This is a genomic window from Sulfitobacter sp. W074 (assembly GCF_025142275.1).
GTDB lineage: Bacteria > Pseudomonadota > Alphaproteobacteria > Rhodobacterales > Rhodobacteraceae > Sulfitobacter > Sulfitobacter profundi.
In genome coordinates, this window is sequence record NZ_CP081131.1 from 22,584 (window position 1) to 36,025 (window position 13,442).

Here is a 13,442-nt window from a genome sequence, read left to right on the forward strand (position 1 = left end):
GATGGGGGAGGGATCATGACAAGTCCAACGCTGAGCGATGTCGCACGCGCTGCCGGGGTGAGCTATGCAACCGCGGACCGGGTGATCAACAACCGCGGCAATGTGGCCGACAAGTCCATCGCCAAGGTGCGCGAGGCGGTCACCTCTCTTGGCTATGTGCGCAATGTCGCGGCGGCCAACCTGTCGCGCGGTCGGATCTACCGGCTCGCGTTTTTGATCCCCCGCGGCTCCAACGCTTTCTTCAACCGTATCCGCCAGCACATCGACCACGCCGCCGCCCATCACGTCAGCGAGCGTGTGACCGCCGAGGTGATCGAGGTCGCAGCCTTCGCGGTGGAAGGGCTGCAAGACAGTATCTCGGCCCTGCTTGAGCGTGATTTTGACGGTGTCGCCATCGTCGGGCTGCAAAGCGCTGCGCTTGAGGCACCCTTGGCCGAATTGCGCGCCAAAGGGGTGGCTGTGGTGGGCCTTGTCTCCGACCTGCCCCGCGCCGCCCGCGCGGCCTATATCGGCATCGACAATATCGCCGCCGGGCGCACTGCCGGGCGGATGGTGGGCCTTGCCCATGGCGGGCAGGGCGGGCAGGTGCAGACCTTTGCAGGCTCGCTCGACGCGCGTGACCACGCGGAGCGCCTTACCGGATTTCGCGAAGTGCTCAACGCTGATTTTCCGCAGGTTACGGTGCTCGATCCGATCATGACCAAGGACGATGCGCAGGTGCTTCAGGCGCAGACGCAAGAGGTCCTGACCCAGCAAGGGCTGACGGCGCTTTACAACGTTGGCGCGGGCAACAGCGGCCTGATCGCCGCCCTTCGCGGCGGGCAGGGGACACGCCCCTTTTGCGTGGTGCATGAGCTTGTCGCCCATTCCCGCCAAGCACTGATGGAGCGGCAGATTGATCTGGTCATCGACCAGCGGCCTGACGTGGAAATCAACCGCGCGTTCACCGTGCTGCGCGCCCTGATTGACGCGAAAGACCTGCCGCCGATGCCGGAACTCGTGCCGACGATTTATGTGCGGGACAATCTGCCCGCCGACGCTTTGACCGATCAGATGAAGGCCCAAGATACATGAGTGATTTCTTTAAAGATATTAAGCCCCTGTCCTATGATCCAGAAGGGTCTGACCTGGCCTTTCGCCACTACAATCCTGACGAAGTGGTCATGGGCAAACGGATGGAAGACCACCTGCGCTTTGCTGTGGCCTATTGGCATTCCTTTGCGTGGCCCGGCGGCGATCCCTTCGGCGGCCAGACATTTGACCGCCCGTGGTTTGGCGAGACGATGGACATGGCACGGCTCAAGGCCGATGTGGCGTTTGAAATGTTCGACCTGCTGAACGCGCCCTACTTTTGCTGGCATGACGCCGATATCCGCCCCGAGGGCGATACCTTTGCCGAGAGCCTGCGCAATTTCGAAGAGATCATCGATTATCTCGGCACCAAGATGGAAAGCTCCAAGACCAAGCTGCTTTGGGGCACCGCGAACCTCTTCGGTCACCGCCGCTTTATGTCAGGCGCGGCCACCAACCCCGACCCGGAGATTTTTGCCTGGTCCGCGGCGACGGTCAAAGCCTGTATGGATGCGACCCACAAGTTGGACGGTCAGAACTATGTGCTTTGGGGCGGGCGCGAGGGCTATGAAACCCTGCTCAACACCGACCTGAAACGCGAGCGCCAGCAGGCCGGACGGTTCTTGCAGATGGCGGTGGAGTACAAACACAAGATCGGCTTCAAAGGTGCCATTCTGGTGGAGCCGAAGCCGCAGGAGCCCACCAAACACCAGTATGATTTCGATGTCGCGACCGTCTATGGTTTCCTTAAGGAGTTCGGGCTGGAGGGCGAGGTTCAGATGAACATCGAACAGGGCCACGCGATCCTTGCGGGCCATTCGTTCGAACATGAATTGGCGCTGGCGTCCTCTCTGGGGATCTTCGGCTCCATCGACATGAACCGCAACGACTATCAATCGGGCTGGGACACGGACCAGTTCCCCAACAACGTCCCCGAGGTCGCGCTGGCCTATTACGAGGTGCTCAAAGCGGGCGGGTTCACCACCGGCGGCACCAACTTCGACGCCAAGCTGCGGCGGCAATCGCTTGACCCGATCGATCTGGTCGCGGCCCATGCAGGCGCGATGGATGTCTGCGCGCGGGGCTTCAAAGCCGCCGTCGCGATGTTGGAGGATGGCACGCTCGAGGCCATGCGCGATGAACGCTACGCGGGGTGGGAGAGCCCCGACGCCAAGGCGATGCTGGAAAGCGATCTGGCCAGCATCGCGGCACAGGTTGCCAAAGACGGCATCAATCCGCAGCCCCGCTCGGGCCGGCAGGAAATTCTGGAGAATATCGTGAACCGGTTCGTTTAAGCCGGGGAAAGGGAGGACCACCATGAAAACGATCAAGGGACCAGCGCTGTTTCTGGCGCAGTTTGCAGGCGACGAAGCGCCGTTTAATTCTTGGGACAGCATCACCAAATGGGCTGCCGATTGTGGCTATAAGGGTGTGCAGGTGCCCAGTTGGGACGCACGGCTGATCGACTTGGCCAAAGCCGCGTCGAGCAAAGATTACTGCGACGAATTCAAGGGCAAGGCAATCGAGAACGGCGTAGAGGTCACCGAACTTTCGACCCACCTTCAGGGCCAGTTGGTCGCGGTGCACCCGGCCTATGACACCGCCTTTGACGGCTTCGCCGTAGAGGAAGTGCGCGGCAATCCCAAGGCGCGTCAGGAATGGGCCGTCGAGCAGGTAAAGATGGCGCTTTCGGCGTCCAAGAATATGGGGATTGGCGCACATGCGACCTTTTCGGGCGCGCTGGCGTGGCCTTACGTCTATCCTTGGCCGCAGCGCCCTGCGGGGCTGATCGAAACGGCCTTTGACGAGCTGGCCGCGCGTTGGCTGCCGATCCTGAACCACGCCGAAGACTGCGGTGTCGATGTCTGCTATGAGATCCATCCCGGCGAAGACCTGCATGACGGCATCACTTATGAGATGTTCTTGGAACGCACGGGCAATCACGCGCGGGCCAATATGCTCTACGATCCCAGCCACTACGTGCTGCAATGCCTCGATTATATTGATAACATCGACATCTACAAAGACCGGATCAAGATGTTCCACGTCAAGGATGCGGAGTTCAATCCGACGGGTCGGCAGGGGGTCTATTCAGGCTACCAAAGCTGGACGGACCGCGCCGGGCGGTTTCGGTCGCTGGGCGATGGTCAGGTTGATTTCGGCGCGGTCTTTTCCAAAATGGCCGCCAATGATTTCGATGGTTGGGCCGTGGTTGAATGGGAATGCTGCCTGAAACACCCCGAAGACGGCGCGCGCGAAGGGGCGCAGTTCGTCAAGGATCATATCATCCGCGTGACGGACAAGGCCTTTGACGATTTCGCCGATGGCGGCACTGATGAGGCGGCAAACCGCAAGATGCTGGGGATCGACTGATGGCACGTATTCGACTTGGCATGGTGGGCGGCGGCAATGACGCCTTTATCGGCGGGGTGCACCGCATCGCTTCGCGCATCGACGACCGGTTCGATCTGATAGCGGGCGCGCTGTCTTCGACCCCTGAGAAATCCGCCGCCAGTGCAGAGGCTTTGGGCATTCCGCGGTCCTACGGCAGTTTCGAAGAGATGGCGGAGGCCGAAGCCGCCCGCGAAGACGGGATCGAGGCGGTGTCGATCGTCACGCCCAACTACGTCCATGCGGCTGCCGCCAAGGCGTTTTTGGCCAAGGGCATTCACGTGATTTGCGACAAGCCGCTGACCTCCACGCTGGAGGATGCAGAGGCGTTGGAGTCGGCGGTGGCCGAGGCCGACGCGCTTTTCATTCTCACCCATAACTACACCGGCTACCCGATGATCCGCCAAGCGCGGGCAATGATCGAAGCGGGCGATCTGGGCGATATTCGCATCGTTCAGGCAGAGTACCCGCAGGATTGGCTAACCGCGCCGATGGAGAACGAAGGCGTCAAGCAAGCCGAATGGCGCACCGATCCCGCACGCTCTGGCGCTGGTGGCTCGGTGGGCGACATCGGCACTCATGCGCATAACCTTGCGTGCTTTGTAAGCGGCTTGCAGGTCGAAAGCATCGCCGCCGATCTGCAAAGCTGGGGCGCGGGGCGCAAGCTCGATGACAACGCGCATATGATGCTGCGTTTTGCTGGTGGCGCGCGGGGTATGCTGTGGTCAAGCCAAGTGGCCCCCGGTAACGAAAACGCGCTGAAGCTGCGGGTTTACGGTGAAAAGGGCGGTCTGGAATGGTCGCAAGAAGATCCCAACTACCTGTGGTTCACGCCGCTTGGCGAACCCAAACGTCTGATCACCCGCAACGGGGCCGGGGCATCGGAAGCCTCGCAGTCGGTGAGTCGCATTCCCGGTGGCCACCCCGAAGGCTACCTCGAAGGGTTCGCCACAATCTATAACGAAGCCGCCGATGCGATCCGCGCGGTGCAGGGCGGGGCGAGCCGCGAAAGCGCCATGGGCGTGCTGCCCGGCATCGCGGCGGGGATGGACGGAATGCGGTTCATCAATGCATGCGTGACGTCTTCGGCCAACGACGCGGCGTGGACCAAGCTATGACACCCAACCCCGTTCTTGCCCTGCGCAATGTGAGCAAAAGCTTCGGCTCGATCGAGGTGTTGCATGGTGTGACCCTCGCGCTGGAGCCGGGCACCGTTCACGCGCTGATTGGCGAGAATGGGGCGGGCAAATCCACCACGATGAAGATCATGGCGGGCTATCAACTGCCCACGCAAGGGGATGTACAATTGGACGGCGCGCCCGCCCGGTTCGACAGCCTGCACGATGGCGAGGTGGCCGGGATCGTGATGATCCACCAAGAGTTCAATTTGGCCGAACCGTTGACGGTTGAGCAGAATATCTTTCTGGGCCGAGAGCTAAAGCGTGGCCCATTGCTTGATAAAGCCGAGATGCGGCGCCGCACGCGAGAGTATCTAGACCGCGTGGCTTGCGACGTTTCCCCTGATGCGCGCGTATCCACTCTGTCGAACTCCGACAAACAGATGGTCGAGATCGCCAAAGCCCTGTCGCGCGATGCGCGGGTGTTGATCATGGACGAGCCGACGGCGGTGTTGACCAAACGTGAGACGGATATGTTGTTCAAACAGGTCGCGGCGCTGCGGGCAGCGGGTACGGCGGTTCTGTTTACGTCACATAAGCTTGATGAGGTCGCCGAGATCTCGGACCATGTCACCATCATGCGCGATGGCGAAGTGGTGCAATCCAGCCCCACGGCAGAGATCACCGAAGATGAGATGGCGACCGCCATGGTGGGCCGCGATGTGTCTGATCTTTACCCGCCAAAACCCGGCGTCCCCGCAGACGCGCCGGTGGTGCTTTCGGTCGAAAACCTCAGCGTGCCGGGTTGCGCCAACAACGTGTCCTTTTCGCTCCGGCAAGGCGAGATACTGGGGATTGGTGGGCTGATCGGTTCGGGCCGGACGGAACTGATGGAGGGTCTGGCGGGACTGCGGGCGGCGCGCGTCGATCGCGTGACACTCTTTGGCGAGCAGGTTTATTTCAAACAACCCAGTGACGCGCAGCGGGCCGGGCTTTGCTACCTCACCGAAGACCGCAAGCTGCGGGGGCTGCTGCTGGAACGCGGTATGCGCGAGAACCTGACGCTGCAAAACCTGCATAAATTCGGCGGTTTCTTGATCGATCGGGGTGCCGAGGAAACGGCGCTGACCCATGCGATCAAAGAATTCGACATTCGCGCAGGCAGCCGCGATGTGCGTGTCGGCAATATGTCAGGCGGCAACCAGCAAAAGCTTTTGCTGGCCAAAATCATGCTCTCTGAACCGCGCATCCTGATCGTAGATGAGCCGACCCGCGGCATCGACATTGGCACCAAACAACAAATCTATGCCTTCTTGCGCAACTTGGCTGATCAGGGTCATGCGATCATCGTGATCACCTCTGAAATGCCCGAACTCATCGGCCTTGCCGACCGTGTGATGGTCATGCGGTTGGGCGAGGTCAGCGGCACGCTGAACGCAGGCGAGATCACGGAAGACGCGATTGTGCGCCTCTCGATGGGGCTGCGCGCCGAACAAATGCCGATGACGGCCTAAGGAAACCGAAGATGACAGATGTAACCACACCTCACACCAAAAGCTTCCGGATGCCGTCGATGTCCGTCCTCGGGCCGATCATCGCCTTGGTCGTCTTGCTGTTGATCGGCGCGCTAATGAACTCTAACTTCCTGAGCGCGGCGAACATCACCAACGTCTTGGCACGGTCGGCCTTTATCGGGATCATCGCGGTGGGCATGACCTTTGTCATCACCGCTGGCGGCCTCGACCTTTCGGTTGGCTCAATGGCGGCCTTTATTGCGGGGCTAATGATTTTGGTGATGAATGCGGCGTTGCCCAGTCTAGGCATCGGCGTGCCTATTATTCTGCTGGGGATGCTCACCGCCATCGTCGCGGGGCTGCTGGCGGGGCTGTTGAATGGCTTTTTGATCACCACTCTCGGGATCGAAGCCTTTATCGTCACCCTGGGGTCGATGGGGATTTACCGGTCGCTGGTGACATGGCTTGCCGATGGGGGCACGCTGTCGCTCGACTTTGGTTTGCGGACCTTCTACCGGCCCGTCTACTTCGACGGCATTCTCGGGATCAGTTGGCCGATCATCGTCTTTGCGCTGGTTGTGATCATCGGTGAGATCATCATGTCGCGGTCTGTCTACGGGCGCCATTGTGCGGCCACCGGATCGAACGAGAATGTCGCGCATTATTCAAATGTGAACGTGAAACGCACGCGGCTAATCTCTTACGCGGCCTTGGGCATTTTGGTCGGCGTTGCGACGATCATGTATGTGCCACGGCTTGGGTCTGCTTCGGCCTCTACCGGGGTGCTGTGGGAGCTTGAGGCCATCGCCGCGGTGATCATCGGCGGCACGGTTTTGAAGGGTGGCTTTGGCCGGGTCTGGGGCACCGTCATCGGCGTGCTGATCCTAAGCCTAATCGGCAATATCCTGAACCTTACTGATTTCGTGTCGCCATATCTCAATGGGGCGATCCAAGGGATTATCATTATTCTCGCTGTGATCCTACAGCGCGAAAGGAAGACGGCGCTTTAAGCCGTAGTTGAACGCTTCATGGGAGGAGCAAAAATGACATTTACCAAAACATTCATTGCCACAGCGCTGGCCACGGCTGTCGGTACGGGCGCCTTTGCCCAAGAGACCAAGGTTATCGGCGTCTCGATCCCGGCGGCGACCCACGGCTGGGCGGGGGGCATGAACTTCCACGCCAAGGAAACCGTCGAGCGGCTGGAAGAGGTCTATCCCGATCTCGACTTCGTGCTCGCCACCGCGTCGGACCCCGGCAAACAGGTGAACGACATCGAAGACATGGTGGCCACACGCAACATTGACGCGCTGGTGGTGCTGCCGTTCGAATCCGATCCGCTGACCCCGCCGGTGCAAGCCGTGGCAGACAGCGGCGCATGGGTGACGGTTGTCGACCGTGGCCTGTCGGTCGAGGGTATTCAAGACCTCTATGTCGCGGGCGACAACAGCGGCTTTGGCAAGGTCTCGGGTGAGTTCATGGCCCAGCAGATGCCCGACGGCGGCGACATCGTCGTGCTGCGCGGCATCCCCACCACCATCGATAACGAGCGTGTCGAGGGCTTCAACACAGCCATCGAAGGCGCCGGGATCAACGTGCTCGATATGGAGCACGGCAACTGGAACCGCGACGACAGCTTTACCGTGATGCAGGATTTCCTGTCGAAATACCCCAACATCGACGCGGTCTGGGCCTCGGATGATGACATGGCGATTGGCGTTCTGGCCGCGATTGAGGCCGCAGGGCGCGATGACGTGAAATTTGTGCTCGGCGGTGCTGGCATGAAAGAGATGATCAAACGCACTGCCGATGGCGACGCGATGATCCCGGCCAATGTGACCTATCCGCCGTCGATGATCGCCACCGCGATTGAACTGACCGCCGTGGGCCTCACCTCCAACGCGCCGGTCTCGGGCACATTCGTGATCGGCTCGGTGCTGGTGACGCAAGAGAACGCGATGGATTTCTACTATCCTGACAGCCCGTTCTAATGAACATCGCCACCGGCAGATTGCCGGTGGCATTTTCCCACCTGTGAAGTAATGAGTACCGCATGACCTATCTCGGCTTGGACCTAGGCACCTCGGGCGTCAAAGCGCTTTTGATCGACGAAGGCCAAAGGGCCTTGGCCGAGGGTCATGCCCCGTTGGAGGTTCAGCGCCCGCACCCGATGTGGAGCGAGCAGGACCCCCATTCATGGATCACCGCCTGCGAGGCCGCGATTGCGCAGGTCCGCAGGGCGGCCCCTGTGCACTTCGCAGCGCTGCGCGGCATTGCCGTGTCGGGCCAGATGCACGGGGCCACGCTGCTTGACGTGAACGACCGGCCTCTGCGCCCGGCAATCCTGTGGAACGATGGCCGCGCCCACGCCGAATGCGCGGAGTTGGAAGCGCGCGCCGATTTTCGCGGGCTAGGCGGCAATATCGTCATGGCAGGTTTCACCGCGCCCAAGTTGCGGTGGGTGCAAAAGCATGAGCCTGAGGTTTTCGAACAGGTCCGCAAAGTTCTGTTGCCCAAGGACTATGTCGGCCTTTGGCTGACGGGTGAACACGTCTCGGAAATGTCCGACGCGGCGGGCACGCTTTGGCTGGATGTGGCAAAACGCGATTGGTCTGATGAATTGCTCGCCGCTACGGACCTTTCGCGCGATCACATGCCTCGCTTGGTCGAGGGCAGTGCGCGCGCGGGTGGGCTGCGGGCCGCGCTTGCCGCCGATTGGGGCGTCAGCAACGTTGCCGTTGCGGGGGGCGCGGGCGACAACGCGGCCACCGCCGTCGGGCTGGGGCTGGTGCAACCGGGGCAGGGGTTTTTGTCACTCGGCACGTCGGGCGTGCTTTTCACCGTGACCGACCGTTTCGCCAGCAACACCGAGAACGCGGTGCATAGTTTCTGCCACGCCGTGCCCGAGACATGGCATCAGATGGGCGTGATCTTATCGGCGACGGATGCTTTGGCGTGGCTGGGGCAGATCACGGGACAAAGTCCCGCAGCCTTGGCGGGCATGGTTAGGGATGCGACCGAACCCTCTCCCATCACTTTCCTGCCCTATCTTTCTGGCGAACGCACGCCGCATAACGCGCCCGACGCCACCGGTGCCTTCCACGGGCTGCGCCGGGGGCATGGGTTGCACGACATGGTGCAGGCCGTGATGGAGGGGGTCGGATTTGCCTTTGCAGACTGCTGTCGCGCACTGGAGCAATGTGGCTCCCTGCCAGAGCGTGTTTGCGTGGCGGGCGGGGGCAGCCATTCAGAGACATGGTTGCAGATGATCGCCGACATCACCGGCCTGACCCTCGACGTGCCGGAAAGCGGTGCGCAGGGGGCGGCGCTTGGCGCGGCGCGGCTGGCCATGCTGGGTGGCAGTGACGCGGCGCAGGCCGAGGTGATACACCCCCCAAAGATCCGCAAAAGCATCGCCCCGAACCCCGCGCTTGAAGGGGCCTATGCAAAAAGCTACGCGGCCTACAGACAGGCGTGGACGGGGGGTCAGACGCGCTGACCACCAGATCATAATGATAGACAGAGCAAGGGGCGACCAATGGGCCGCCCCGTCATCGATCACATCCCCGCAATCACCTTGTCCAAGGTGGCGGGATAGTCGCGCACCCGCACCCCGGTGGCGTTGTAGATCGCATTGGTGATCGCCGCGGCCGCGCCGCAGATGCCCAACTCACCGATCCCTTTCGCCTGCAGCGGGTTCGCCCAATCGTCACGTTCCTCCAGCAGATCGACGGTCAGCTGTGGCACGTCGGCGTTCACCGGAATGTGGTATTCGGCCAAGTTGTGGTTGGCCACATGCCCGTCGCGCGGGTCAAAGGCCAACTCCTCGGTCAGCGCGATGCCGATGCCAAAGGTCATCCCGCCCAGACATTGCGAGCGCGCCGTCTTGGCATTCAGGATCCGCCCTGCGGCGAAAGTGCCGTGCATCCGCCGCACCCGCGTCTCGCCCGAGGCGGCATGCACCGCGACTTCGGCGAAATAGGCACCGAATGTCGCCTGCCGCACCGCCTCGGAAGTGTCGCCGGGCAGCACATGGCCAAGCTTTGCGAGCTCATCGCCGTTCAGGATCTCGCTCAGGCTCCGGGTCTGATTGTCGAAAGTGGCCATGCCATCTTTCAGCGTCAGGTCATTTTCGTCCACCTCCAGCCGCTCGGCCAATTGTTTGCGGATCGCCTCACAGGCCAGATAGACGGAGGTGCCGCTCGACGACGCGCCCCACGACCCGCCAGAGCCAGAGGCCGGAGGCAGGGTGGTATCGCCCAAGACCACATCCACGGCATCGCGCGGCAGACCCATCATATCGCCCGCGATTTGCCCCAAGATCGCATAGGTGCCGGTGCCGATATCGGTCATATCCGTCTCGACCCGCAGGCGGCCATCGGGCATCAGCGTCACGCGGGCTTGGCTCTCCATCAGCACGTTGATCCGCGCCGCCGAGGCCATGCCGTATCCGATCAGCCATTCGCCCTCGCGCCGTTCCTTGATGCCGGGGCGGTCGGCCCAGCCAAAGGTCTCGGCCCCGCTGTCAAGCGCCTCACGGAAACGACGGGAAGAGAAGTCTTTGCCGCTTTCGGGGTCTTTTTCGGGGATGTTGCGGCGGCGCAGTTCGACCGGGTCCATGCCGATCTTGTCGGCCAGCTCATCCATCGCGCCCTCGAAAACGGTGACGCCCACCGCTTCGCCCGGCGCGCGGACAGAGCCTGCGCAGAGGCGGTGCACCCGTGCCAGATCCATCGACATCTTGCGGTTCGCCCCGGCATAGAGGAAATGCGAGGCTTGCAAAACCGGCTCGGCAAAGGTCTCTCCGGGCAGGTTGGACACGCGCGCGTCATGGCCCAGACCGGTCAACTTCCCCTCGGCATCGGCGGCAAGCCGTACACGCTGCGTGGTCTCTGACCTGCGCATCGTCGCCTCATAGACCTGCGGCCGTTGGAGGGCGACAGAGACCGGGCGGCCCACTTCTTTTGCCGCAATCGCCGCCGCGACCGCCTCGGGGGCGATCCCGAGTTTCGAGCCAAAGCCGCCACCGACATAGGGGGACAGAATGCGCAGCCGGTCGGGGTGAATACCAAGCGCGTCCGACAGCTCATTGCGGTTGTATTTCAGCATCTGATAGCTGCCGCGCAGGGTCAGGTCATCGCCGTCCCACGACGCGATAGAGGCATGCGGCTCCATCGGGGAGCTGGAATGCGACGGGGTGGTATAGGTCACATCGACCGAAAACGCGGCCTCCTGCATCGCCCCATCCAGATCGCCCTGATCCAGCGTTTTCGCCTCTTGCGGTTCAACCGCCGCCGTTGCGGGATCGACCGGCATGACCTCGCCGTTTTCAAGTTCCACCTTCAGCGATTGCGCCGCATGGCGGGCCTGTTCAAAGCCTTCGGCAACCACAACCGCGATCAACTGCCCAAGATAGGAGGCGTGATCCGGCCCCTGAATCGGGGCTTTGTTCGCGGTGCCTTGGGCGGGGTTACGCAGCAGGCGTTCGTCTTGGATCACGGCCAAGACGCCCGGCATCTTCGCCACGTCATCCCGGTTGGCCAAAACCACGCGGCCACTGTTGCCCGGGGCGCGGACCATCACGCCATGCACCATCCCCTCGACCTGCCATTCGTTGGCATAGGTCGCCGTGCCGGTGACTTTCAGCGGCCCCTCGGGGCGGTCAAGCGGCGCACCGACAAGACCCTGCGCCATTTCATCAAGCCTGCGTGCGGTGGCGGGCGCGTCCATCTTGAATTGCTCGGTCATTGCTGGGCCTCCTCAGTGAGTTCGCCTAGCACCGACACCAGCGTGCGGCGGGCGAGGGGGATTTTGAAATCATTCGCGCCGTAGCCTTTGGCCTCGGCCAGCAGCAGGTCGGCGGCTTTGTTGAACAGGTCTTCCGATGGCGTTTCACCGGTCAGCAGGTCCTCAACCTCAGCATTCCGCCAAGGTTTCGGTGCCAGCCCGCCAAAGGCCAGATCGGCGCGGGTGATCCGCCCGTCTTCGATATCAACGATCCCTGCGACCGAGACCAGCGCGAAGGCATAAGAGGCCCGATCCCGCACTTTGCGGTAGGTCTGTTTGCCCTCGACGGGCGCGGGCAAGACCACAGCGGTGATCAACTCGCCCGCTTCAAGAACGGTCTCTTGATCGGGGCGGTCTCCCGGCAGAAGATAGAGATCATCCAGCGTCAGGCGGCGCGTGCTTCCATCCTCTTTCAGCGTCTCCACCTCGGCCCCAAGGGCGCGCATGGCCACGGCCATGTCGCTGGGATGGGTGGCGATGCAATGCTCCGACGTGCCCAGCACGGCGAGGATGCGGTTAAACCCGTCTTTCGCCGAACAGCCCGTGCCCGGCTCACGTTTGTTGCAGGGCATGGCGCGGTCGTAGAAATACAGACACCGCGTGCGTTGCAGCAGATTGCCCCCCGTCGTCGCCTTGTTGCGCAGCTGCCCGCTGGCCCCGGCCAGCAGCGCGCGGCTCAGCACTGGCCAGCCTTCGCGCACGCGGGCGTCATTGGCCAGATCGCTGTTGGTCACCAAGGCCCCGACGCGCAGCCCGCCGTCGTCGGTCTCTTCGATCTCGGCAAGGTCCAGACGGTTGATGTCGATCAGCGCCTCGGGGGTCATGACCTCTAGTTTCATCAGGTCCAAAAGGTTGGTGCCCCCGGCGATGAAAGTGCCACCGCCCGCCGCTTGGCGCGCTGCGGCTTCTGTGTCTTCGGCGCGGGTATAGTCAAAAGGTCTCATGCGTTTTCTCCCGCGGCTTTGCGGATCGCCTCGACGATATTGGGATAGGCCGAACAGCGGCAGAGGTTGCCGCTCATCCGTTCCGAGATTTCTTCGGGCGTCAGGTCGGCCTTGCCGCTCAGATCATCGGTCACATGGCTGGGCCACCCGTTTGAGATTTCCTCAAGCATCGCGGTGGCCGAGCAGATCTGACCGGGGGTGCAATAGCCGCACTGAAACCCGTCTTCGCTGACAAAAGCCTCTTGCAGCGGGCTGAGGTTGCCGGGCTGGCCGATGCCTTCGATCGTCGTGACTTCATCACCGTCATGCATACAGGCCAATGTCAGGCAGGCGTTGATCCGGCGACCGTTCACCATGACCGTGCAGGCGCCGCATTGCCCGTGATCGCAGCCCTTCTTGCTGCCGGTCAGTCCAAGGTGGTGGCGCAGGGCATCCAAAAGCGTTGTGCGGGGATCAAGATCCAGCCGCTGCTCGGTGCCATTAATGGTCAATTTCGTTTCCACGGCAAATTCCTTTGGCTAAATGGGAGCGAAGGGGCAGAATCCTCCGGCTATCGGCTGCTGCGGGACGTAGGGCGGCGAAGTTGGGCGGCAAGCGGTTGAGGGCGGCGGAAGCGG

At 62.1% G+C, this 13,442-nt stretch carries 11 protein-coding genes; 8 read left to right on the plus strand and 3 right to left on the minus strand.

Annotation, left to right across the window (positions count from 1 at the left end; translation table 11 throughout):
- Positions 1-15 precede the first annotated feature (15 nt).
- The 8 genes from K3762_RS17420 to xylB all read left to right on the plus strand — a co-directional run bounded on the left by K3762_RS17420 (position 16) and on the right by xylB (position 9,593).
- The gene (locus tag K3762_RS17420; RefSeq protein ID WP_120352382.1) at positions 16-1,074 is read left to right on the plus strand and encodes a LacI family DNA-binding transcriptional regulator; all 1,059 of its coding nucleotides are present in this window, start codon (positions 16-18) and stop codon (positions 1,072-1,074) included.
- Positions 1,071-2,366 carry a xylose isomerase gene (gene xylA, locus K3762_RS17425; protein ID WP_132445556.1) on the plus strand — a complete coding sequence of 432 codons (1,296 nt, stop codon included), beginning with the start codon at positions 1,071-1,073 and terminating at the stop codon, positions 2,364-2,366. The genes K3762_RS17420 and xylA overlap by 4 nt, the downstream gene beginning before the upstream one ends.
- A 22-nt stretch (positions 2,367-2,388) precedes the next feature.
- On the plus strand, positions 2,389-3,444 hold the full coding sequence (locus K3762_RS17430; protein ID WP_132445553.1) for a sugar phosphate isomerase/epimerase: 1,056 nt from the start codon (positions 2,389-2,391) through the stop codon (positions 3,442-3,444).
- Positions 3,444-4,580 carry a Gfo/Idh/MocA family protein gene (locus K3762_RS17435; protein WP_132445550.1) on the plus strand — a complete coding sequence of 379 codons (1,137 nt, stop codon included), beginning with the start codon at positions 3,444-3,446 and terminating at the stop codon, positions 4,578-4,580. The genes K3762_RS17430 and K3762_RS17435 overlap by 1 nt, the downstream gene beginning before the upstream one ends.
- On the plus strand, positions 4,577-6,094 hold the full coding sequence (locus K3762_RS17440; protein WP_132445547.1) for a sugar ABC transporter ATP-binding protein: 1,518 nt from the start codon (positions 4,577-4,579) through the stop codon (positions 6,092-6,094). The genes K3762_RS17435 and K3762_RS17440 overlap by 4 nt, the downstream gene beginning before the upstream one ends.
- An 11-nt stretch (positions 6,095-6,105) precedes the next feature.
- Positions 6,106-7,104 carry an ABC transporter permease gene (locus tag K3762_RS17445; protein WP_240791628.1) on the plus strand — a complete coding sequence of 333 codons (999 nt, stop codon included), beginning with the start codon at positions 6,106-6,108 and terminating at the stop codon, positions 7,102-7,104.
- 33 nt (positions 7,105-7,137) lie between these two features.
- Positions 7,138-8,085, plus strand: a complete 948-nt coding sequence (locus K3762_RS17450) for an ABC transporter substrate-binding protein (RefSeq protein ID WP_120352387.1) — start codon at positions 7,138-7,140, stop codon at positions 8,083-8,085.
- A gap of 62 nt (positions 8,086-8,147) precedes the next feature.
- Entirely contained in the window at positions 8,148-9,593 is a 1,446-nt protein-coding gene (gene xylB / locus K3762_RS17455; protein WP_260012953.1) for a xylulokinase, read from the plus strand.
- Between the two features lie 59 nt (positions 9,594-9,652).
- Here xylB and K3762_RS17460 read toward each other — a convergent pair whose 3' ends face one another.
- From K3762_RS17460 to K3762_RS17470, 3 genes are read right to left on the minus strand one after another with little or no spacing between them, the layout of a single operon-like run.
- Complete coding sequence (locus K3762_RS17460) at positions 9,653-11,842, minus strand: xanthine dehydrogenase family protein molybdopterin-binding subunit (protein WP_260012955.1); 2,190 nt, start codon at positions 11,840-11,842, stop codon at positions 9,653-9,655.
- Positions 11,839-12,825 (minus strand): xanthine dehydrogenase family protein subunit M, encoded by a 987-nt coding sequence (locus K3762_RS17465; RefSeq protein WP_132445538.1) that lies wholly within the window; start codon positions 12,823-12,825, stop codon positions 11,839-11,841. The genes K3762_RS17460 and K3762_RS17465 overlap by 4 nt, the downstream gene beginning before the upstream one ends.
- A complete protein-coding gene (locus K3762_RS17470) occupies positions 12,822-13,328 on the minus strand; it encodes a 2Fe-2S iron-sulfur cluster-binding protein (RefSeq protein ID WP_132445535.1) in 507 nt (168 codons plus the stop codon). The genes K3762_RS17465 and K3762_RS17470 overlap by 4 nt, the downstream gene beginning before the upstream one ends.
- Positions 13,329-13,442 lie beyond the last annotated feature (114 nt).

What these genes read in the sequence shown, in the direction of transcription:
- K3762_RS17420 (WP_120352382.1), top strand. Translation starts at nt 16, where the DNA reads ATGACAAGTCCAACGCTGAGCGATGTCGCACGCGCTGCCGGGGTGAGC.
- xylA (WP_132445556.1), top strand. Translation starts at nt 1,071, where the DNA reads ATGAGTGATTTCTTTAAAGATATTAAGCCCCTGTCCTATGATCCAGAA.
- K3762_RS17430 (WP_132445553.1), top strand. Translation starts at nt 2,389, where the DNA reads ATGAAAACGATCAAGGGACCAGCGCTGTTTCTGGCGCAGTTTGCAGGC.
- K3762_RS17435 (WP_132445550.1), top strand. Translation starts at nt 3,444, where the DNA reads ATGGCACGTATTCGACTTGGCATGGTGGGCGGCGGCAATGACGCCTTT.
- K3762_RS17440 (WP_132445547.1), top strand. Translation starts at nt 4,577, where the DNA reads ATGACACCCAACCCCGTTCTTGCCCTGCGCAATGTGAGCAAAAGCTTC.
- K3762_RS17445 (WP_240791628.1), top strand. Translation starts at nt 6,106, where the DNA reads ATGACAGATGTAACCACACCTCACACCAAAAGCTTCCGGATGCCGTCG.
- K3762_RS17450 (WP_120352387.1), top strand. Translation starts at nt 7,138, where the DNA reads ATGACATTTACCAAAACATTCATTGCCACAGCGCTGGCCACGGCTGTC.
- xylB (WP_260012953.1), top strand. Translation starts at nt 8,148, where the DNA reads ATGACCTATCTCGGCTTGGACCTAGGCACCTCGGGCGTCAAAGCGCTT.
- K3762_RS17460 (WP_260012955.1), bottom strand. Translation starts at nt 11,842, where the DNA reads ATGACCGAGCAATTCAAGATGGACGCGCCCGCCACCGCACGCAGGCTT.
- K3762_RS17465 (WP_132445538.1), bottom strand. Translation starts at nt 12,825, where the DNA reads ATGAGACCTTTTGACTATACCCGCGCCGAAGACACAGAAGCCGCAGCG.